Source organism: Dermabacter hominis NBRC 106157 (assembly GCF_001570785.1).
Classification (GTDB): Bacteria; Actinomycetota; Actinomycetes; order Actinomycetales; family Dermabacteraceae; genus Dermabacter; species Dermabacter hominis.
This window is the reverse complement of record NZ_BCSI01000009.1, coordinates 45,082-66,642: the sequence shown is the minus strand read 5'-3', so window position 1 is coordinate 66,642 and position 21,561 is coordinate 45,082. Positions and strand designations below refer to the sequence as shown.

The 21,561-nt window shown below is 60.3% G+C and carries 14 protein-coding genes and 1 CRISPR repeat array; of the genes, 10 read left to right on the top strand and 4 right to left on the bottom strand.

The annotated features are described in order from the left end of the window. Together DEHOM01_RS10000 and DEHOM01_RS08120 are read left to right on the top strand one after the other, a co-directional pair. A partial coding sequence (locus DEHOM01_RS10000) for a DUF6507 family protein (protein WP_217998005.1) occupies positions 1–384 on the top strand: 384 nt, incomplete at its 5' end. Then, complete coding sequence (locus DEHOM01_RS08120; protein ID WP_061212305.1) at positions 381–2,705, top strand: hypothetical protein; 2,325 nt, start codon at positions 381–383, stop codon at positions 2,703–2,705. The genes DEHOM01_RS10000 and DEHOM01_RS08120, both read left to right, overlap by 4 nt. A 296-nt stretch (positions 2,706–3,001) precedes the next feature. On the opposite strand, the gene DEHOM01_RS08115 is transcribed toward DEHOM01_RS08120, so the two are convergent. After that, positions 3,002–4,816, bottom strand: coding sequence for an alpha-glucosidase (locus DEHOM01_RS08115; RefSeq protein WP_061212304.1), 1,815 nt, complete (start codon positions 4,814–4,816; stop codon positions 3,002–3,004). Between the two features lie 277 nt (positions 4,817–5,093). Here DEHOM01_RS08115 and DEHOM01_RS08110 point away from each other — a divergent pair, with 277 nt between their 5' ends. Then, a complete protein-coding gene (locus DEHOM01_RS08110) occupies positions 5,094–6,797 on the top strand; it encodes a dihydroxyacetone kinase subunit DhaK (protein ID WP_061212303.1) in 1,704 nt (567 codons plus the stop codon). A gap of 252 nt (positions 6,798–7,049) precedes the next feature. Here the strand turns inward: DEHOM01_RS08110 and DEHOM01_RS08105 are convergent, their stop codons facing one another. Genes DEHOM01_RS08105 through DEHOM01_RS08095 form a run of 3 tightly spaced genes read right to left on the bottom strand, consistent with a single transcriptional unit; the run spans position 7,050 to position 10,155 of the window. Continuing rightward, on the bottom strand, positions 7,050–7,979 hold the full coding sequence (locus DEHOM01_RS08105; protein WP_082738802.1) for a carbohydrate ABC transporter permease: 930 nt from the start codon (positions 7,977–7,979) through the stop codon (positions 7,050–7,052). Position 7,980: 1 nt separating this feature from the next. Then, positions 7,981–8,892: a carbohydrate ABC transporter permease gene (locus DEHOM01_RS08100; protein ID WP_061212302.1), complete on the bottom strand. Its 912-nt coding sequence runs from the start codon at positions 8,890–8,892 to the stop codon at positions 7,981–7,983. Positions 8,893–8,904: 12 nt separating this feature from the next. Continuing rightward, positions 8,905–10,155 (bottom strand): ABC transporter substrate-binding protein, encoded by a 1,251-nt coding sequence (locus DEHOM01_RS08095; protein WP_061212301.1) that lies wholly within the window; start codon positions 10,153–10,155, stop codon positions 8,905–8,907. 192 nt (positions 10,156–10,347) lie between these two features. Here DEHOM01_RS08095 and DEHOM01_RS08090 point away from each other — a divergent pair, with 192 nt between their 5' ends. The 7 genes from DEHOM01_RS08090 to DEHOM01_RS08060 all read left to right on the top strand — a co-directional run bounded on the left by DEHOM01_RS08090 (position 10,348) and on the right by DEHOM01_RS08060 (position 21,543). Next, a complete protein-coding gene (locus tag DEHOM01_RS08090; protein ID WP_061212300.1) occupies positions 10,348–11,418 on the top strand; it encodes an ROK family transcriptional regulator in 1,071 nt (356 codons plus the stop codon). Positions 11,419–11,427: 9 nt separating this feature from the next. Then, complete coding sequence (locus DEHOM01_RS08085; protein ID WP_061212299.1) at positions 11,428–12,303, top strand: SDR family NAD(P)-dependent oxidoreductase; 876 nt, start codon at positions 11,428–11,430, stop codon at positions 12,301–12,303. A 236-nt stretch (positions 12,304–12,539) separates the two neighbouring features. Continuing rightward, complete coding sequence (cas9, locus tag DEHOM01_RS08080; protein WP_061212298.1) at positions 12,540–15,896, top strand: type II CRISPR RNA-guided endonuclease Cas9; 3,357 nt, start codon at positions 12,540–12,542, stop codon at positions 15,894–15,896. Between the two features lie 16 nt (positions 15,897–15,912). After that, entirely contained in the window at positions 15,913–16,791 is an 879-nt protein-coding gene (gene cas1, locus DEHOM01_RS08075) for a type II CRISPR-associated endonuclease Cas1 (RefSeq protein ID WP_061212297.1), read from the top strand. Positions 16,792–16,794: 3 nt separating this feature from the next. Beyond that, positions 16,795–17,115 carry a CRISPR-associated endonuclease Cas2 gene (gene cas2, locus DEHOM01_RS08070; protein WP_082738800.1) on the top strand — a complete coding sequence of 107 codons (321 nt, stop codon included), beginning with the start codon at positions 16,795–16,797 and terminating at the stop codon, positions 17,113–17,115. Between the two features lie 116 nt (positions 17,116–17,231). Next, positions 17,232–19,444: a CRISPR direct-repeat array (repeat unit 36 nt; unit sequence AAAGTCTACAGGGGTTCTCGGGAGAGAGATTGAAAC). A 115-nt stretch (positions 19,445–19,559) separates the two neighbouring features. Beyond that, positions 19,560–19,946, top strand: a complete 387-nt coding sequence (locus DEHOM01_RS08065; RefSeq protein WP_061212295.1) for an MmcQ/YjbR family DNA-binding protein — start codon at positions 19,560–19,562, stop codon at positions 19,944–19,946. Positions 19,947–20,049: 103 nt separating this feature from the next. Beyond that, entirely contained in the window at positions 20,050–21,543 is a 1,494-nt protein-coding gene (locus tag DEHOM01_RS08060; protein WP_061212294.1) for a sodium:solute symporter, read from the top strand. The last annotated feature ends 18 nt before the right edge of the window (positions 21,544–21,561 follow it).

Here is a 21,561-nt window from a genome sequence, read left to right as displayed (position 1 = left end):
TGCCGGCCATTGCTGCACCTTCCCAAGGGGGACACAACCATGTCATTCGATATCCAACCTGATGCATCCAGACGAATCGTTGAAAACACGACCGCAGTAGTGTCTGACCTGGAAGAAGCATCAAAGGACACGCAAAATGCAATAAATACAACGCCAGCTGCTTTTGAGCACAGCCCCCAAAGCAAAACGGCGGTGCTCTCTTACTTAGAGCATTTCGTAACGGGTGAGGTCAACGCGACACGCAACATGACTTCAAAATCAACGAGAGCGGCAGCTGACGCAATCAATGCCTATAGGGCCGGCGACACCGAAATGAGCGAGGAAGCTAAAAATGCTATTGCCTCAATTCCGGTTATTCACTTTCCTGGGGAGGTCGTGAAATGATTTCCGTTGCAGACCTCCCGGATATCGATAGCCCGGAAACCGTTCGTCAGCTAGGCGCAGACATCAAATGGATCGGCAGTCGCGCAGCAGACCTTATGGGCTCTGCAACTGAAATTTGGTCTGGCTTGCGCAATACTTACTCTGCACCCGAGGCTTCGAAGCTTCACGCAGCGATGCGGCAGCCCAACGAGATTGCCTCCGAACTCCAAAGAAGTACTTCCGAGGCCAAGAAAAATCTGGACGAATACGCGGATAAGCTAAGCGATTTCGAGAAGCGTAAGGAGTCGCTCAAACGAGACATTGAATCGGCTCTCGCCGATCTCAGCTACGCCGAATCACTTCCGGAGACCGTCACTGAGACTGACGCTGATGGCGAGACACACGAAGTACCAAACACTGAGCGTGACGCACTTATCGCCGCCGCCGAGCGGAAGCTCTCCGAGCTTGCGGCGGAGGTCGAAAAGCTCCGCGGTGACCTGAAGGACGCCGACTCTGATCTCGCTTCACGGTTCTTGAGCGCCGCACAGGGAGATCTCAGTTTCGCCACTGCGCTTCTCGCGCTGGCGACTCCGGAAGCGAAGGAAGCTTTTGCTCGAGGCGTATTGGACTGGATCAAGGACACGATTGATCTGGCGAATACCCTCGTCGGCCCCTACGGCGCGTTCGGTCCGGCCGGCATTGCGCTCGGTTTAGGTATGAAGGCTTGGCAGAATAAGGACCGTCTCTTTTCAGCGGTCCGGAGCCTTAACTCCTACCTCGTGGGAAGTCCGGAAGATCGAAAGTACATGAATGAACAGCTGCTCGGCCGCGCTTTGACGTGGGGCCGTAGCAAGTACGTCGATTTCCTCTACGATCCCGGGCACTCCCTTGGTTATCTAGCGCCCGACGTACTGCTCTCGGTCGCCACGGGCGGATCAGGTGGCGCCGCACGTGCCGCCGGGGCCGGAGCCGCGAAGAACATGGCAGAGGCTGGCGTGAGAGCAGGTACTCGCGATGTTGCCGAATCTGCAAGCAGTGCTGCTGCTCGAGCTGCGGGAAAGCCTGCAGCACGAAGTGGCGCAGGTGCATCAGGGAAGCCGGTACTGAAGGATGCCAACGAAATAGTTCCTGAAACTACACCACACCCCAGTGGCGGAAGTCGGGGCACTAACTCGACCTCCACCGTGAGCCCGGGCACCGATGTAGAGGTGCAGAACCAGGCATCAAAACCGGAGAACAAACCAGAACTCACTTTCAAGGATCGCCTGAATCAAAGCTGGCGCGAGGCTGAAAAGCCCACAGAAACGTTAATGACTGACCTCGAATACACAAATTCGAGACGGCGTGCCGACCTCGCGGCTGCTTATGATGCCTTGGGGAACAGCCAGAATGCGGCATCTATTCGATACATTTACGACCCAGATTCCGTAAGAGATCTTCACTCTGCAATGCTCGAGAATCCTAACGTTCTTGAGAATCTTCGACTGGGCACCGATAAACCTAAGTTCTCTGCGAACAATTCCATTGCCCCACCACCTGAGGTTCATTACTTCGACGTCACCGAGCACCTGGTCACCGACGGCCCCATCGAGCCCCCTCTCAGTCCGGTGCCGCCCCGAGAGTGGAGCGCATCTGTGGCTGCGGATTCCGACCTCATCCCGGAGGCCACGGTTATAGATGAAATCGGAACTCGATCTCGACATGGGTACCTCCAGTGGGATCACGGTGCGGAGGCACACATCCAAAGGAGTTTCCGTAATGAAGATGGGAAAGTCCTTGGCGAAGCCGATGCGAGGGGACTTACAGACCGCGCCTTTTCTTCCGATGACCCGATTCGTAAGGATGGCCACGACGGTCGTAGTTTCGTCGAGAAGAATGGACAAATCTCGCATACCCCGGAGGAAGTGGAGGCTTATACCAAAGAACACGGGACGCGTCCGCCTCACGACGATGCCGGCCATCTGCTTCCAGCCAACCTTTTCCCGAACATCGGAGCTGCCAACTTCACCGGGCAAGACAGCAATCTGAACCGCGGCTCCTTCAAGCAGTTCGAGGACGTCCCGCGCGATATTCTCAATCATCCTGAAGATAGCTATGTCGATTACCGCATGCATGCACCGCTTGAGGAATCTGGGCGACCCGAACTCTACAATGGCGAAGTCATTGGTGGGCACAAGGCTTCAGGTCAGGAGATTTTGCGCCTCAAACAGGAGTTCGTGAACGCCCCAGGTCGACAGTTCAGTCGTAATCCTAACGTTTCGAACGCTCTCGACCAACCGGACGTGCGAAAGCGTGCAATTGATGCTTTGTTTGACGCGATTGTGAACGATGGAAAGAGTTAGCAGGGGGCACTTGCAACTTTCTTTTACACATTCACCCTTCATGGAGCTATAGCGCAGGTCACGCACGAGTGACAAATCAGCTGCAAATAAAGCCAGTCTCTCACCAAGATCATGCTTCGATAGCGCACAATTAGCGCCTTTGATCCAGTTAGATATTCGCTTTAAGCTGATTCTCTCAGCGCCTAGCGGAAGCATCTTCATCGCAGCGAGACCAAATAGCTTTTGATATAGCAAACGGAGGCGCCCGACGGATCATTTCCGCCGGGCGCCTCCGTTCTTCATCAACGATGAGAAGCTCACGCCTTGAGCAGCGCGAACTCCCATCCACCGAGCTTCTGCTCACCGGCGCGTTCGCCTTCGGCGACGTTCGACAGCACGAGCTCGGCGCCTTCGGGCCACACGTCGGAACTAAGCTCGACGGCCTCGCGCGAGAAATTGGCAACGGCGATGAGCGAGGAGGCGTCGGACCCCTCCCCCGCGCTGAACCTGCGCACGGCCCACACACGCGACGGGCCGGACTGGCCCGGCAGGCCCTCCCCCATGCTTTCGACCGGGCCGAGCAGCTCGAAGCCGCCCGAGACGAGGAGTGGCTCGCTCTTGCGCAGCGCGATGAGGGCGCGGTAGAACTCGAAAACCGAGCCCTCGACCCCAACCTGGTCGGCGGCGTTGACGCCGTCAGCGGCAGAGGGGTTCACGGCGATCCACGGTTCACCCTCACCGAAGCCGGCACCAGAATCAACCGCGGCAGTCCAGGGCATGGGTGTGCGGGCGTTGTCGCGGTTCATGTCGCTGATGCCGGGCAGGAGTTCCTCGAAGCTGCCGTGACCGAACTGCTCGGATTCGCGCACGTAGTTGAGGACCTCGATGTCGCGGAACTGCTCGAGGCGCTCCCACGGGAAGTTCACTTGGCCGAGTTCCTGGCCCTGGTACACGTACGGGGTGCCGCGATGCGCGTGGAGCATGCCCGCGAGCGCCTTCGCGCTGCGCACACGCCACGCGGGGTCGTCGTCGCCCCAGCGGGACACGGAGCGGGGCTGGTCGTGGTTTTCGAAGTAGAGGGAGTTCCAGCCGCCTTCTTCGGCGACTTCGCGATCCCAGCGGGCGAGGTTGCCGGCGAGTTCGTGAAGCGGCAGCGGGCGCGACGGGTTGAACTTGTGCCCCTCGTGCTCGAGGCCGACGTGCTCGAACTGGAACACCATTTCGAGTTCGCGACGCTCGGGATTCGAGGTCAAGAGCGCGTCGTGGGCGGTGATGCCCGGGGTTTCACCGACGTTCACGAACGTCTTGGGGTATCGGTCAAACACCTCGCGGCGCATCTCCTGCATGAATTCGTGGAAGCGCGGGCCGGTCATGACCATCGCGAAGGCGGAGCCGAGGCCGTCCTGCGTGGGCGGGCCGTCGGGGAGGCCTTCGGGCTTCGAGATGAGGTTGATGACGTCCATGCGGAAGCCGTCCACGCCGCGGTCGAGCCACCAGCGCATCATGTCGTACACGGCCTCGCGGACTTCGGGGTTTTCCCAGTTGAGGTCGGGCTGTTTGCGGGAAAACATGTGCAGGTAGAACTGCTCGGTCTTCTCGTCCCACTGCCAGCCGGGGCCGCTGAAGGCGGAGTCCCAGTTGTTGGGTTCGGTGCCGCGCTCGCCTGGCTTCAAACCTTCCACTTCGCGAGCATCACGCCAGATGTACCAGTCGCGCTTCGGGTTCGTGCGCGAGGAGCGGGATTCGAGGAACCATTCGTGTTCGTCGCTCGAGTGGTTGACGACGAGATCCATGACGAGGCGGATGCCGTTCGCGTGGAGCTTTTCGATGAGTTCGTCGAAGTCATCGAGGGTGCCGAACATCGGTTCGATATCGCGGTAGTTGGCGATGTCGTAGCCGTTGTCGTCCTGCGGCGAGGGGTAGATCGGCGAGAGCCACACGGTCTGGATGCCGAGTGCGGCCAGATAGTCAACATGGTTGATGATGCCGCGGAGGTCACCGATGCCGTCGCCGTTCGCGTCGGCGAACGAACGGGGGTAGATCTGATACACGACGCCGTTCTTCCACCAGTCGGGTTGGTCGGCGCCGGGGGCGTGGGCAAGCGGGGGCATGGGGCGAAGATTGTCGTTCATGTCTCCACGGTAGTCGAGATTTTTTCTCCGCAAAAGAAAGCCTGTGGGAAAACGGGATTTTTATCGGCGGGGTTGTGTCGGCTGGGGTTTTCCGGCCGGGCTTTCCGGCTGGGTTTTGCGGTGGGGTTTTCGGTCCGACGCTTGGCGCTCCTCAGCGCACCACCGTTCCTCACGGTGAGCCCTCGCGCCAGTTGAGCTCCTCGACGCCATCAGCAGCGATCAATCGCCGATTGTTACCGTGAGGCCACCAGCGCACATCAACCACAGGAGGTTTCCCGTGCCGGCGTTTTACTCAGATTCTGCGTCCCCATCGTTCTATGCGCTTACCGCGATTGCCGCAGCGGCAGGTGACACCGTCACCCTTTCGCGCGACCCGTACTTCGTGAGCGCGGCGAAGCCTGCTCCGGAACGGACCGTCGCGCTCGTGAGCGGCGGCGGCGCTGGCCACGAGCCCATGCACGCGGGATTCGTGGGGCGCGGAGGCCTCGATGCAGCGGTGCCGGGCGAAGTGTTCACCTCCCCGCATTCGCGCCAGATTTTCGAGGCGAGCCGCGCCGTAGCAAAGGACGGCGGCGTGCTCCACATCGTCAAGAACTACACGGGCGATTGCATCAACTTCAATATTGCGGCGGAGCGCCTTTCGGCCGAAGGGATCGAGAGCGCGCAGGTCCTCGTCGATGACGATCTTGGCACCGATGCGGGCGCCGTGGGCCGCCGCGGTATCGCCGGGACGACCCTCGTCGAGAAGATCCTCGGCGCTGCGGCAGACTCAGGCCTGAGCCTCGGCGAACTCAAAGAGCTCGGCGATGCGCTCGTGGCAGCCACTCGCTCGCTCTCGGTCGCGCGCCGCGCCCACACCTCCCCCGGCGCTGACCAGCTCGCATTCGACGTGAACGCGGGCGAGCTCGAATACGGCGTGGGCATCCACGGGGAAAGCGCGAAAGAAACGATCGAACAGCCGACGCTTGAAAAGCTCGCGCAGCGCATGGTTTCCGAGCTGCGCGAGGCCCTCACCGAAAAGCTCGAAGCGGGCTCGGGAGCGCTGCTATTCGTCAACGGCCTCGGGGGTCTCGCCCCACTCGAGCTGCTGCATATCCAGGCCGCGGCCCACGAGGCGCTCGCCGATGCGGGTGTCAACGTGCGCATCGCCTTCTCCGGCAACTACACGACGGCGCTCGACATGGCCGGCTTCTCGCTCACGCTCACCGCGCTCAACGAAGAATGGGTCGAGTACGTGTGCGCGCCGCACGACACGGTCGCCCTGCCCTCGCCGCGCCCCCTCCCGGACGACTTCGACGTGCACGCGGGCCGCGAGGCCGAAAACGCGGGCGAAGGCAATGGTGAACATGAGGCTTCGGCTGGGACAAAGCAGGCGTCGGAATGGCTGACCCGGTTTGTGGAGACGCTCGCACACTCGCGCGCGGCGCTTGATGAGATCGACCAGAAGGCCGGCGATGGCGACGTGGGCACGAACCTCGCGAATGCGGCGAAGGCGACGCTTGCGCACGCGAGCGGGGCGGACGCCGATCTCGCGGCGGATCTCAATTCGATCGCGGAGGGCTTCCTCAACGACACCGGTGGCTCCTCCGGCCCGCTGTTTGGCCTCGCCTTCCAGGAAATTGCGGCGGCCGCGAAGGATGGCCGCACGCTCGTCGAGGGTGTGAGGCAGGCCCGCGCCGCGGTGACGCGCGTGGGTGGCGCGGAGCCGGGCGATCGCACAATCGTGGATGTTCTCGAGGCAGTTGCCGGCTCGGGAGCTGAGAGCCTGGATGCCACGGCGATCGGCGCCGGCATCGACGGCGCGGAGTCCACGAAGGACATGTCGAGCGGTCGCGGGCGTTCGAGCTACCTCGGCGATCGCGTGCTCGGCACGCCTGACCCGGGGGCGCTCGGCATGGCGCTTGCTCTCGCTCTGATTGCGGAAGGCGCGGGCGCGAATGTTGAGGCTGAGCGCGAGAGGCTCGCAGCTCTCATCAGCTGATCCCGCCCCGCCGCCGGGGCTTCGGTCGTCATGCGCGGCGGTGCGGCGCGGCACACGGCCCCGCCCGATGGTTCACCGGCCAAACCGTTCCACTTCATAAAGAAAATCGCTCCCTGCCCGCACAGCGCGGGTGGGGAGCGGCCTTTTCTTCATCGAGAGTGACGGGCTCGAGCAAAAACAGCGGCCACGAGCAAGAGCAGCGGGAACGAGCAAGAACAGCAGCCACGCTCGCGGCGCACGCATGCGCCCGAATTACTTGGTCGAGCCTCGCATGACGCCCGAGATGATCCACTTCTGCGCGAACACGTACACGAGCATCATGGGCGCGATCGCCATGAGGTAGCTCGCGAAGGAGACCGGGTAGTTCGTGTTGAACTGGCCCTGGAACACGTATTGCGCGAGCGGCAGGGTCTGCGAATCGGGATCGGAGAGGATCACGAGGGGCAGCATGAAGTCGTTCCACGACCACAGGCACGTGAGGATGCCAACCGTCGCGTTCATGGGGGCCATGAGCGGGAACACGATCTTCCAGAATACGGTCCACGTGGAGGCGCCTTCGAGGCGTGCGGCCTCTTCGAGCTCTTCGGGAAGCGACTTCAAGAAGCTCACGTAGAGCAGGATGTTCATCGCGAGCCCGTACACGGTGTACAGGAGGATCAGGCCGGCCTCGTTGTCGATGCCGAGCGCGGCCGTCTGCTTCACGACGGGCAGCATGATGATCGGGAACGGCACGAAGAGCGCCGCCACGAAGAAGTAGTAGAGGAACTTGAAGCTCTTGCGGTGGAGGTTTCGCGCGATCGCATAGGCCACCATCGAGTTCGTGAGCAGCGTGACGATCACGGCGCCGACCGTGATGATCGCGCTCGTCATGAGGCGCTTCGGAAACTCGGTGAGGCGCCAGGCCTCCACGAAGTTGTCGAGGTTCCACTGGTGCGGGAGCCCGAAGCCGCTCTCGGCGAGCTCGGGTGCCGTTTTGAACGCGGTCACCACCGCGAAGTACAGCGGCACGAGGATCGTCAGGGAAAGAACGGCCACGAGGGCGGTCGCCCACCAGTTGGTGCGGTGGAGGCGGTAGCGGCGCTTGTGGCGCGGGGGCTTTCCGACGCTTGCTCCGCCCTTCTCGATGCCTTCGTTCGTGGGTGTTTCTGCGGCACCCGGGGTGGGGATCGACTGGGTACTCATGTCAGTTGACCTCCTTCGACTGGAGGAATCGCAGCTGTGCGAACGACAGCACGATGAGGATGATGAAGTAGATGACGCCGTTCGCCGTCTGGTAGGCGAATTCGCCGCCCTGGAAGCCGTTCTTGAAGATCAAGAACGAGATGGATTGGGTGGCGGTGCCAGGGCCGCCCTCGGTGAGGGCAACGACCTGGTCGAATACGCCGAGGGAGTTCTTGAAGCTCAACACGACGTTGATCGTGAAGAACGGCATGATGAGCGGGAAGGTGATTTTCCAGAACTGCTTCCACTTGTTCGCGCCGTCGAGCGAGGCCGCTTCGTAGACCTCTTCGGGCACGGTTTGCAGGCCCGAGATGTAGATGAGGGTCGTGAAGGCGACGCCCTGCCACACGCCCACGAACACGATCGCGAGCCATGCGAGGCTTTCGTTGGCGAGCAGCGAGGTGCTGAGCCAGTCCCAACCGAGCCACTGGCCGATCAGCGGAATATTGTTCGTGAACAGGTAGCTGAAGATGTACGAGACGATCAGCACGGGGAGCATGTACGGGAGGAAGAAGATCCCGCGAAAAAGGTTCTTCGCCTTGATTGCCGAGTTCAGCAAGAGCGCGAGAACCATCGCGATGACGTTCGTCGCGAGCGTCGAGGAGATCGCGAAGAGGAACGTGAAGCCGTAGCTTCCCCAGATCACGTCGTCCTGGAACAGGAACTTGTAGTTGTCGAGGCCCACGAATCGCCAGTCACCGTAGCCCTGGTAGTTCGTGAACGTGTAGAAGATGCCCTGGATGAGAGGCCACACGAGCAGGGCCACGAAAATGATGATGGCGGGAATGACCATCCAAATGTGGGCGGGATCGATCCGCTTTTTCTTTGAGCGTAGTGCCGGCGCGGAGCCGGGTTTTGTGTGCGTTGTAGACACGGTGGCTTCTCCTTACGCCGTCGCGGCCATGCGCTTTGCGACCTTGTCCCACTGCGTATCGAGCGTCTTAATGAACGCGTCGATGTTGTGGTCGATCAGGAACTGCTGCATGTAGTTGTTGAGGTTCACTCCCTGCGGGAAGTTGTGGTCGGAGTAGGTCGCGATGAGGTCGTTCGCGAAGTACTCCTGGAGGCCCTGGAGGGCCGGGTCGTCGGTCTCGGTGTCCTTGAGGGTTGGGAAGGCGACCTGCTCCTTGCAGTAGGCGAGCACGTTTTCTTCCTTCATGAGGTAGCGCATGAAGTCGAGGGCTTCTTCTTCGTGCTCGGGCTCAACGCCCATCGTGAGGGCCACGTCCACGCCGGAAACCACGCGCGTGTCAGCGGGGTCGTCGGCGGGCGTCGCGAAGGTGCCGAGGTTGATGTCGGGGTTGTAGGAGCGGATCGCGGGGATCGCGTAGGTGCCGTGCACGTAGATCGCGGCTTTACCTTGGGCAAAGCCCTGGTTGCCGCCGTTGTAGTCGACCTCGTACTTGTTCTTATTGCCCATCTTGGCAATCTGGTTCATCTTCTCGAGCACGGGGCGGAGGTCCTCGAAGGTCGTGTCGCCCTCGAGGCGCTTCTGGTACCACTCGGCGACGTCCGGCAGGAAGTTGCCGGAGATCGACGAGAACATGGGGGCGCCGGTCCAGTTGTCGCGGAAGCCCCAGTAGAACGGGTCGACGCCGCCCGCGGCGAACTCTTCGGCCGCGGCGATGAGGTCGTCCCACGTCTTCGGCGGCTCGATGCCGAAGTCGTCGAAAATGTCTTTGTTGTAGATCATTCCCGAGCCGTTGGTGGAAAGCGGCAGACCGTTGACTTCGCCGTCGGCACCCGCGCCGAGGCTCGGGAGGATTGCGCCGACGCCCTCTTGCACCTTGTCGAGAAGGTCGGTTTTCGCGAAGTCGTAGAACACGCCCGAGCGGGCGATGGAGCCGAAGTTGTAGTCGCCGTTGATCGAGACGATGTCCGGCATGCTGTTCTTCACGAGCCGCACGCGCAGCGCCGTCACGTTGTCGGCCTGGAAGTTTTGTCGCACGCGGACGTTCTTCGCTTGCGCGTTGTACTCCTCGCAAATCGAGTTGAACAGGTCGATCGCCTCGGATTTGAACTGGAAGTATTCGAGCGAGGTGCCGCCCGAGTTCGAGCCGCCGCATCCCGCGAGCGCGCCGAGGGTCCCGAGACCCGCCATTCCCGCGAGGAAGCCGCGACGGGTGGTGGTCGCCATGGTTTCTCCTTGAGGTGCGTCTTCAATGACCCTATTATTTTCGTTATAAAATAAACTCGCGTCAAGCACAGACCGAATCGAGGCGATCACACCAACACCCCCTCGCGCGCGTCCCAGCGCGGATCAATGGAGCCCATTAACGGCCCGATTCCGCACCCCGCCCCACCCCCGCATCTGGCAAAGTTGAGTACCGTGAACACCCCTTCCGTTCCCGAGCGCCTCACGCTCGACACGCTCCCGCCGTCGGCAAGGCGCGTGTATCTCGAGCTGCTCCGCTACGGGCCGCTTCCGCGCACGCAGCTCGCCGAGCGCCTCGGGCTGAGCGCTGCCTCCCTCACGCGCGTCACGACCCCGCTCGTTGAAGCGGAGCTCATGCTCCAGGGCGCCCCCGTTCCAAGCGAAGTTGGCCGGCCCGCAATCCCCCTCTCGGTGAACCTCACGAGCTTCGCGCTCATCGGGCTGTCGATCACCCACGAAACCCTCGTGGCAATCGCAACGGACGCGCGGGCAACCGTGCTCGACTCGCGCACACTCAGCCTCACCGACCTGCGACCGAACACCGTTCTCCGCGAAGCAGGCACCCTCATCGCTCAGCTGCGCGAATCGCTGGCCGCCTCCCACCCCGCGCTGCCCGTCGCCGCCATCGGCGTGAATATCGGCGCGCAAATCGACGGCGGCCGCATCGTCCGCGAAGCCCCGTTCCTCGAGTGGACAAACGTGCACGCCGCCGATCAGCTCGAAGAACTCACGGGCCTTCCCGTCCTCATCGTGCACGACCTCACCTCCCTTGCCGAAGCCGAAAACTGGTTCGGCGCGGGCCTTGAGGCCTCGAGGTTCATCGTGGTGACCGTCGGAATTGGCACGGGGTTTGCCCTCGTGATGGACGGGCGGGTGATCACGGACGAGAACACGGGTTTCGGCACGATTACCGAGGCCATCCGGGGCGCCGACTGGCCCGATTTGAGCGGCGCCCGCCCCCTCACCGCCGAGGAGTCGGCGCGTGCGGCCCGCAAGGTAGGGAGACTCGTGGGTACGGCCGCCGCGTTCACGATGCCGCAGGCCGTCGTGATTTCCGGCGAGGGCGCGCGGTTCCTCGCCGGCAACGAGGAGGAACTCGACGCGGGCATCGCCGAAGTGAGGCACGTGAGCGCGAGCGGCCTCGACATTCAGCTTCGCGAGCACGATTTCGCCTTCTGGGCGCGCGGCGCGGCGACCGCCGCGATCCAGTGGATCCTCGGCGTGGGCGACGTTTCCGCTCGCTAGACTCGAAGCATGGCTACAAAGCGCATGGACAGCACGCAAAGCACCCCGAGCCCCCTCACCTCGGAACTGATCGTCATCACGGGCGCCTCCGCCGGCATTGGCGCGGCTCTCGCTCGACGGCTCAGCGATAGCGAATGCCGCCTGATCCTGCTCGCCCGGCGCGAGGAGAAGCTCAAGCCGCTCGCGAAGGAGACCGGCGCGACGTACTACCCCGTTGACCTTTCGGATGCCGACGCCGTCGCAGAGGTGTGCGAGAGGATCCTCGCCGAGCACGGCACGCCCGACATCCTCATCAACAACGCCGGATCGGGCCGCTTCATCAGCATCGAGGAGACGAGCCCCAAGGAAGCGCGCGAACAGATGGCGCTGCCCTATTTCGCGGCATTCGACATGACGCGCGGCCTCATCGAACCGATGCTCGCCCGCGGCAGCGGCACGATTTTCCAGATCAACTCCCCCGTCGCCCAGATCGCGTGGCCCGGCGCCGTGGGATATGCCGCCGCCCGCTACGCCGTTCGCGGCTTCACCGAGGCTCTGCGCCAGGACCTTCACGGCACCGGAATCAACGTCGGCTCGCTGACCCCCACGCGCGTCCACTCCGACTACTTCAAAGCCAACCCCAATTCCGAAAAACGCGTGCCTAAAGTCGAGCTGCTCGTGGGCACGATGACCCCCGACGAGGTTGCCGAAGCCGCCGTCCACGCCCTCGAACACCGCCCCAACAAGGACTCGAACGCCCCGTGGCGCTGGGCACTCAGCGCCCCGATCGCGCGCGCAATCCCCGCGCCATTCCTGTGGCTTTTCCGGGCCACGGGCCACAAGCGCCCGCGCGGCCGGATCGGGGGCAGGCTTCTCGGGCGGGGCCGACGCTTGCCGCGCGGCTAATCGAACCTCACGACAAAAGTGGCACGCGAGCAGCACGACACAATGATGATGCAGAGTCTTCGAGAGTTCACCTGTTATGCTCGAGCCATGTCTTGGGAGAGACATTGAAATAAGCGGTTTCGTACCGTGAATTCTCCAGCCCCTCGGTTTACCGGGGGGCTTCGTTTTTGCTTTCGTCCCTCACCTGCGTTGATATTCTTAGATCACACTGTCGTGCAAAACGCAAAGGGGCCATCGTGGCTGAATGTATTTATCGAGTTGGTATTGACGTTGGTGATCGGTCCGTCGGCCTCGTCGCCGTAGAGTTCGATGAAAATGGCGTTCCTCTGCGTTTTCTCGAGAAGCTCGTCGTTCGCCATGATGGCGGTCTCGATCCAGATACGGGCAAAACCCCTCAATCCCGCAAGGCAACAGCGGGCGTTGCACGCCGCACGCGCCGTATGCGCAAACGGAAGCGCCAGCGCCTGAAGGCCCTCGACCGCTACCTTGCCGAACACGGCTACCCGGATGTGCAGCCACAGATCACGCCATACGATGCGTGGCATGCCCGGGCTCGCCTCGTGAGCACGAAAGTTGATGATCCGGCCCAGCTCAAGAACGATCTCGCTCTTGCCCTTCGGCACATCGCGCGACACCGCGGCTGGCGCAATCCCTGGAAGACTCTCGCCTCCACAAGGAAATTGCCCGTCCCCTCGGAAACTCTGCTCGCGAACCAGGCGCGTGCACGCGAACACTTCGGAGACGAGGTCAATGATTCGACCACGGTCGGACAGATCGGCGCGCTCGCCGCATCTCGTGATTACCTGCTGCGCCCTCGCAACATCACCGTCACCAAAGGCGTCAACCAGAAAAAGAATGTCAATGATCTGGAGCGAAGTAGCGAAGAGGCTCTCGCTGCTGGACACCCCACTGCTCCCATTCTGGGGTGGCAGGTGCGTCAAGAAGACCAGATCAACGAGGTCGAACGCATTTGGGAACGCCAGGGACTCCCATCTGAGGAACTCCCACAAATCCTCACGCTTCTGTTTGCCCAAACGAAGCCGCACGTGCCGAGCGAACGAGTTGGTCGCGATGCTCTTCAACCGAAGCTCTACCGTGCTCCCATCGCCGCATTGGAGTTCCAGGATTTCCGCATCCTGGCTGCTATAGCTAACTTGCGTGTGCGCACGGAGGGTGGCCGTCGCCTCACGAAGGATGAACGCTTCACGGCCTTTCAGTTCATGTCAGGCTGGAGAGAAAAAGAACCACTTTCCTGGGCCGATGTCGCTGAAGAGCTTGGCTTCTCGGCCCATGCATTGGCCGCTCCCACCACCGAAACGAACCAGAGGCTGGCCTTCGCCCCAACGAACCGCACGCTGACAACCCTCGGCACGTTCTTCAAAGGTAAGAAGATCGATGCTGGAGCCCGCGAGTGGTGGCAAAGCGCGAGTTACGCCGAACGCAGTCTCCTCGCACAGCTCATTGCAGACGCGACACCTGACACTCAAGAACAGGCAGATGCATCGGGGCTCTCTGACGTTCTTCTCCAATGGGATGAGGACACCGTGGCCGACCTGATGGAGCTCGATCTGCAAAGCGGCCGTGCGGCGTACTCCACCGACACGCTCCTGCGCTTGAACGCGCGCATGGAAAACGACGGCACCGATCTATTCGAGTCGATCCAGGCAGAGTTCAACATCGATCCGTCTCGCCTCCCCCGACCTGATTGGGACGACCAGACCGGCCAACCGACCGTGGATCGCGTTCTCACTATCGTTCGTCGCTTCGTCGGCGGTTGTGAACGCAAGTACGGAAAACCAGAATCCGTCACAGTTGAGCATGTTCGCACGGGTTTGATGGGCGCTGAGCAGCGCTCCAGTATCATTGCCGAAAACAACCGCAACCGGCGAGATAGCGACCGTATCCGCGCGGAGCTCCAGGCAGACGGGCTAAGCGAACCTTCGCGTCTAGACGTTCGCCGCCATCGCCAAGTTCAACGGCAAAATTGCACCTGCCTCTACTGTGGCACTCCAATTACCACCACGACGTCCGAGCTCGACCATATCGTTCCCCGTCGTGGCGGCGGCTCCTCGCAAGGCAGCAACCTCGTGGCAGTGTGTCGCGAATGTAACGCTTCAAAGGCGCACCGCATCTTCGCCGAGTGGGCAGAGGATTCTCAACGCGAGGGCGTATCCGTTAAGGAGGCTGCCAAGCGCGTGCGGCACTGGCTCAACGCCTCGGCCTCAATGAAGCGTGAGGTCACGAGACGCCTCCAGCAAAAGCGCACCGATCCTCCGATCGATGAGCGAGACTTGGCCTCAACTTCCTATGCTGCCACCGAGATTACGCGCCGCATTCTCGGCCATTTCCACGACGAAGTTCCGGTTGTTGCCTTCGGCGGCTCGGGTACTCGTGAAGCTCGCCGCGCCGGGCGGGTCGATCACATCATTCGTCTGCGCGGTTCGCTCGACAAATCTCGTTTGGACACGCGCCACCACGCGATCGACGCCGCGGTTCTCACCCTGCAATCACCGGCAATCTATCGAGTGCTTCTCACGCGCGTGAACCTCAAGCATGAACACGAAGTGACCGGCGAAGCTCCGGAGTGGCGTGACTATGAGGGCGCGGACCAAGCCGAAAAGGTGCTCTACCGCCGGTGGCAAAAGAACATTGCCACCCTCGCGGAACTCATGCGACAGGAGATCGAGAACAATCGCGTCCCGGTTACTCGACCAATACGGTTGCGCAAGTCTCGCGGTGCGGTTCACGATGCGACCGTCATGAAAGCTCTTGAACGCGATCTGTGGGGCGAGTGGGATGCACAAGCGATCGACCGCCTCGTAGACCCCGAACTTCATCTCGCGCTCCGCAAGCTCTTTACCTCAACGAAGAGCAAAAAGATCGACGTTGACGCTACCTCGCAAGGATTGCCGGAACGCTACCTCGCGAATCAGACCGTGCAGCTCTTCGATGCTGACGCACCGTCAGTGATGTCACCACGTGGCATTCTTCGTATCGGAGCAGGAACGCACCATGCCCGACTCCTGACATGGGACGATCCCAAGAAGGGCCCTCAGCTCGGCATTCAGCGCGTGTTCGCAGCCGAGTTCGGTGAGATTCTCAAAGACGCGAGCAGCAACGATCTTTTCGAAGCGCCTATCCCCTTCCACACCATGTCGCACCGCGACCTGCAACCCAAGGTCCGCGCAGCTGTGGAACAAGGCCTTACCAGACAAATTGGCTGGATCACTCAGGGCGACGAGCTTGAGATTGATCCCGCCGATTTCGTAGGTGAAGCTAACGCCTTCGGAAATTTCCTCCGCGAGTTCCCAGAACGTAGCTGGTCTATCGCAGGACTAAAAAAGAGCAACACGATCGTGATACGACCGCTTCTTCTTAGCCAAGAGGGAGTGACAGCAGCGATTAGTCCACATGCTGCAAAAATTGTCGAGAATGGAATAGAACTTAGCAACTCTACGCTCTTTACCGCACCTGGGACAGGAATTATCCGCCGCACAGGTCTCGGCCGACCACGTTGGGATTCTGGACCAGCGCATCTACCCGAAAGCTTCAACGTTCATGCTCGCATGACTCAGCAGTCCGCACGGGACTGAAGTTGGGAATTCTGGCATGTCGTCAAAGTGGCGGGTTTTAGACCTCCTCGAGTTCAAGGGTTTCGTGGGGTATGAACGTGGCGCGCTCCTTGTTGGCGACACGCCGGTCCCGCTTGACGCAGTCGCAACAGTACTTTTAGGCCAAAAGGCATCGTGGGGCTACGGTCTCGTTGCAGCTGCCGAGCGCTTCGACGTCCAGGTGATCGTGTGCGATTGGCGGAACCTTCCCGTCGGGATCCTTCAGCATTTCTCGCATGCTTCACGCGTGGGTGCACGACAGCGAGCACAAGCCGCTTTGAAGCAGCGCACGAAAGACGCGGCCTGGCGCCGGATCGTGCGAGCGAAGGTGCTAGGGCAATCAGCCATGCTTTCGGAAGTGGGCAACATTCACGATTCCCGGCACCTCAAGGAGCTCTCTACTCTCGTGCAGCCGGGCGACAGCACAAACATTGAGGGAGCCGCAGCCATGTATTACTGGTCGCGGGTGCTTCCAGGATTTTCTCGCCGCCAAGAGTCCAGCGACTTCGCCAATGCTGCCTTGAACTATGGGTACACCATTCTGCGCGGCTGCGTTCTGAGTTCGATTTGCGCGGCGGGTCTTTTGCCGGGGCTCGGGATCCATCACGGCAGTGCTGTCAACCCATTTCCGTTGGCCGACGATCTCATCGAACCGTTTAGGCCAGCGGTGGATAGCGCCGTTGTGGGGCTTGTGAAAACCGGAGTCGACGCGCTCAATCGCGATTCAAAGAAAACACTTGCGGGAGTTCTAGAACTCCAGTCCGGTGGCAACGGGTCTCGGCTTCGCACGCAAATAACTGATCTTTGCCAGGCCTACGGTAAGTTCGTAGAACGTGAAAGCTCGTCCCTGCGAGTTCCGGTCTGGTCCGGGAGCTGAGGGATGGCTGATCCTGTGTGGATGCTCGTGATGTTTGATTTGCCGACGAACACGAAGAGTGAGCGTCGGCAGGCCAATACGTATCGGAACCTTCTTAAGGATCATGGGTTCGAGCGGGTGCAGTGGAGCGTATACGTCAAGTACTACCTCAACCGGACTTCGTCGGAATTCGACGTGAAGGTTTTATCCGCCAACATCCAGCCTGGCGGTAATGTTCGGATCCTCCAGGTGGCCGACTCGCAGTGGGCCAACACTCTTTACTATGAGGGTGCTGAGAAGAAGGCTCCAGAACCTGTTCCGGAGCAGCTCTCACTATTCTTCTGAGCACAGTACCTTCGCGAATGGTGCATGAAAGGCCAAACCGACCTTCCAAGCACCACATCTGAGCAAGTTTCGCCACCCTTGTTTTCCAACCCTGACCAGCGGTTTCGCCGGTTGAGAAAGTCTACAGGGGTTCTCGGGAGAGAGATTGAAACCCCGTGAACGCTTGCCCATCGAGCGTGAAAAGTCTACAGGGGTTCTCGGGAGAGAGATTGAAACAGCGTCTACGCGCTTGGAGCACGTGGTTAAAGTCTACAGGGGTTCTCGGGAGAGAGATTGAAACAGGTGGGGATGCCGTCGGTGTCGCGGTTAAAGTCTACAGGGGTTCTCGGGAGAGAGATTGAAACTTGCTCGAGGAGGTCGGGGCGCAGGTAGAAAGTCTACAGGGGTTCTCGGGAGAGAGATTGAAACACGTCGAGGTGCAGGTTCCTGCGACCTGAAAGTCTACAGGGGTTCTCGGGAGAGAGATTGAAACCGCCCGCCGCGTCCTGGAGCTCCTTCCAAAAGTCTACAGGGGTTCTCGGGAGAGAGATTGAAACTGTGTGGATGTGAACGGAAAATTATTGAAAAGTCTACAGGGGTTCTCGGGAGAGAGATTGAAACTAGTGAAGTGGATGATGAGGCCGGGGTTAAAGTCTACAGGGGTTCTCGGGAGAGAGATTGAAACGCTGTCCTAAGCGCCTCCGACACGAGGAAAAGTCTACAGGGGTTCTCGGGAGAGAGATTGAAACATCTCCATAACCTGGTTCTCCTTCATTTAAAGTCTACAGGGGTTCTCGGGAGAGAGATTGAAACAAGCCCCCACTCAGCCCTCGCGGGCCGGAAAGTCTACAGGGGTTCTCGGGAGAGAGATTGAAACTGGGGTGGCTTGGAGTTTGCCGGTTTTTAAAGTCTACAGGGGTTCTCGGGAGAGAGATTGAAACACGCGCTTCGGGGGTGGGCAGTAATGAAAAAGTCTACAGGGGTTCTCGGGAGAGAGATTGAAACAATTGTGCTTCTTGCTGTTGTATTGGGAAAAGTCTACAGGGGTTCTCGGGAGAGAGATTGAAACTGTCGGCCCCATTTTTCGCGGATGGTTTAAAGTCTACAGGGGTTCTCGGGAGAGAGATTGAAACATTGAGCCAAGGACGTTAGGCGCGAGGGAAAGTCTACAGGGGTTCTCGGGAGAGAGATTGAAACCAAGGAGGCAGCCATGAAAGCCAGCACAAAAGTCTACAGGGGTTCTCGGGAGAGAGATTGAAACTGCGTACAGAGTCGCCGTCCGTGCCCCAAAAGTCTACAGGGGTTCTCGGGAGAGAGATTGAAACGTGGTCGTGGGGCCTCATCACTGGACGTAAAGTCTACAGGGGTTCTCGGGAGAGAGATTGAAACGAACCAATCCACGACCGGGCGCGCGAGAAAAGTCTACAGGGGTTCTCGGGAGAGAGATTGAAACGTCACGTCGCCGAAAAGCATTGCGTCACAAAGTCTACAGGGGTTCTCGGGAGAGAGATTGAAACCCACCTTCACGCCGAGGCGGTCTTGGAGAAAGTCTACAGGGGTTCTCGGGAGAGAGATTGAAACCTTGAGAGTGTTGTCGGTGAGCTGTGCGAAAGTCTACAGGGGTTCTCGGGAGAGAGATTGAAACTGGTTATCAACTCGGTGGCTGAGTCGTGAAAGTCTACAGGGGTTCTCGGGAGAGAGATTGAAACCGAGAACCTCACAGAGGTTGCAAAGCGGAAAGTCTACAGGGGTTCTCGGGAGAGAGATTGAAACCCAGGCAGGGACGAGCGCGTTCTGCCAGAAAGTCTACAGGGGTTCTCGGGAGAGAGATTGAAACGTGGTTCGCGCGCTTCGTCGCCATGTCCAAAGTCTACAGGGGTTCTCGGGAGAGAGATTGAAACGGTTTCGTTGGCGTCCCACGCGATGACTAAAGTCTACAGGGGTTCTCGGGAGAGAGATTGAAACCGTCTCGAAGCAAATCGCCGAGGCAGTCAAACTCTACAGGGGTTCTCGGGAGAGAGATTGAAACCCGGGGCGCAATGGGCGCTAACCCACAAAAAGTCTACAGGGGTTCTCGGGAGAGAGATTGAAACCACTTCGACAACACAACCGGGACCGTAGAAAGTCTACAGGGGTTCTCGGGAGAGAGATTGAAACATAGCGGGGGTGAGGAACGAGATCAGTGAAAGTCTACAGGGGTTCCCGGGAGAGAGATTGAAACCCTATTGATCATGACGAGCGAGGCGAGCAAAGTCTACAGGGGTTCTCGGGAGAGAGATTGAAACCGTGCTGCTTGAACACCGTCTCGACCGCGAAAGTCTACAGGGGTTCTCGGGAGAGAGATTGAAACATGTGCGAATTTAATTTTCGCATTTTGGTCATTGACGCTTCGTAATAAAATCGGCTTGCAATCCTTTCAGTTCTAAACACAGAATTACGTCCATAAAACAGAGGGAGGTTGATTGATGGACGGCGAGGCCCTTTTCGAAGCTGCCGCGGCGCGGGCCGGCGAACTGCCTGCTACGAGTGTAGGGATTCCGTTCGGCCCTAATTGGGACGTGTGGAAGGTGCGCGGCAAGGTTTTCATGTTGCAAACCGAGGTGACGGGCGTCGCGATGGTAACACTCAAGGCGGACCCGAGTGATGGTTTTGCTCTGCGGGAAATGTACCCCGATATATCCCCTGGCTACCACATGAATAAACGGCACTGGATTTCGTTGACGGCGGGGCCGAGCCTCAACGAGAACCTTGTGCGTGAACTCGTGACGGAGTCCTATCTCCTGGTTGTTGAGAAACTGCCTCGGGCTCAGAGACCGATAGATCCGAGCGTAAAATTTTCTTCCAAATTTTAGGGTTTGCCCGTACGATGGTTTCACGCGCAGCGTTGCGCACCTCCTGGTGAGCGGCGCACAGCTGTTTCTCTTGACCACGACTATGCACGCCCTAGGAGTTTTTATGCAGGTCATCGACATCGTGGTGGTGATCGCGTACCTCATCGCGACCGCCTGGCTCGGTTTGAAGCTCAGCGGAAAACAATCGGACGCCAAGGACTACTTCCTCGGCGGTCGGGACATCCCGTGGTGGGCGGTGTGCTTGAGCGTTGTCGCAACGGAAACGAGTGCGCTCACGGTCATTGGCATCCCGGTCATGAGTTTCGTGGGCGACATCAGCTACTTGCAGCTCGGCTTTGGCTACATCGTGGGCCGCGTGATCGTGGCCTACCTTCTTCTCCCCCGGTATTACGACGGCGAAATGGTCACGGCCTACGCGTACCTCGGCAAGCGCTTCGGTTCGGCCACCCAAACCACGGCGGGCGTCACGTTCCTGTTCACGCGCCTTCTTGCCGACGGTGTCCGCGTTCTCGCTGCGGCCATTCCTCTCAAGATCATTCTCGACGGCCTCGGGGTGCACACGAACTACTTCGTCATCATCGTCGTGCTTGCGGTCGTCACGATCCTCTATACGTTTATTGGCGGTATTCGCGCGGTCGTGTGGGTCGACGTGGTGCAAATGTGCCTCTATGTCGCGGGTGGCCTGCTCGCGATCATCGTCGTGAGCTCCTCGCTTGGGCTCTCGTGGTTCACCGATGCGGTCGAGGCCGGAAAAACGAACCTGTTCATCCTTGGCGAGAACCCCATCAGTGGCGCGTCGGGTCTCATTCCTTCCTTGCTCGGTGGCACCGTTTTCGCGATGGCTTCGCACGGTTCGGATCAGCTGATCGTGCAGCGCCTGCTCGCGTGCCGCACGAAGGCGGAGGCGCAAAAGGCGCTCATCGCGTCGGGCTTCGTGGTGGTCGTGCAGTTCGCGATCTTCCTCGTGGTGGGGCTCGCGCTGTGGGGCTGGTATGACCACGCGACGCCGGCTGCGCTCGGCCTCACGCGCGACGACGAGATCTTCCCGAAGTTCATCATCGAGGGCCTGCCTGCGGGTGTTTCGGGCCTGCTCCTTGCGGGCATTCTTGCGGCGGCGATGTCGACCCTGTCGTCATCGCTGTCGGCGCTCAGCTCCTCGACCGTCACGGATGTCGTCGCGAAGCTGCGTCGCACGCCCATGACGAAGGACGACGAGCTCAAAACGGGGCGCATCGCGACGATCGTATGGGGCCTTTTGTTCATTCTGCCCGCAACGTTCTTCCGCAGCGACGAGGGCAGCATCGTGGTGCTCGCTCTTGGCATCGCGGGCATTACCTACGGCGGGCTGCTCGGCGCGTTTGTGCTCGGCATCGTCAACAAGCGGGCACGCACACTCGATGCGAACATCGCGTTCCTATGCGCAATCGCAACCAACGCGTTCTTCTTCGTGATGGAAAAGTACGTCGTGGGCGAGGTGTGGATCGCGTGGCAGTGGTACCCGCTGCTCGGCGTGCTCGTGACGCTCGCCGTCGGCGGCCTGCTCTCGCTCAGGCATTCGAGCCCGGCCGAGGTTGAGCCCATCGGCCGGGAGGCGTAGCCCGCCGGGCGAAGTGTC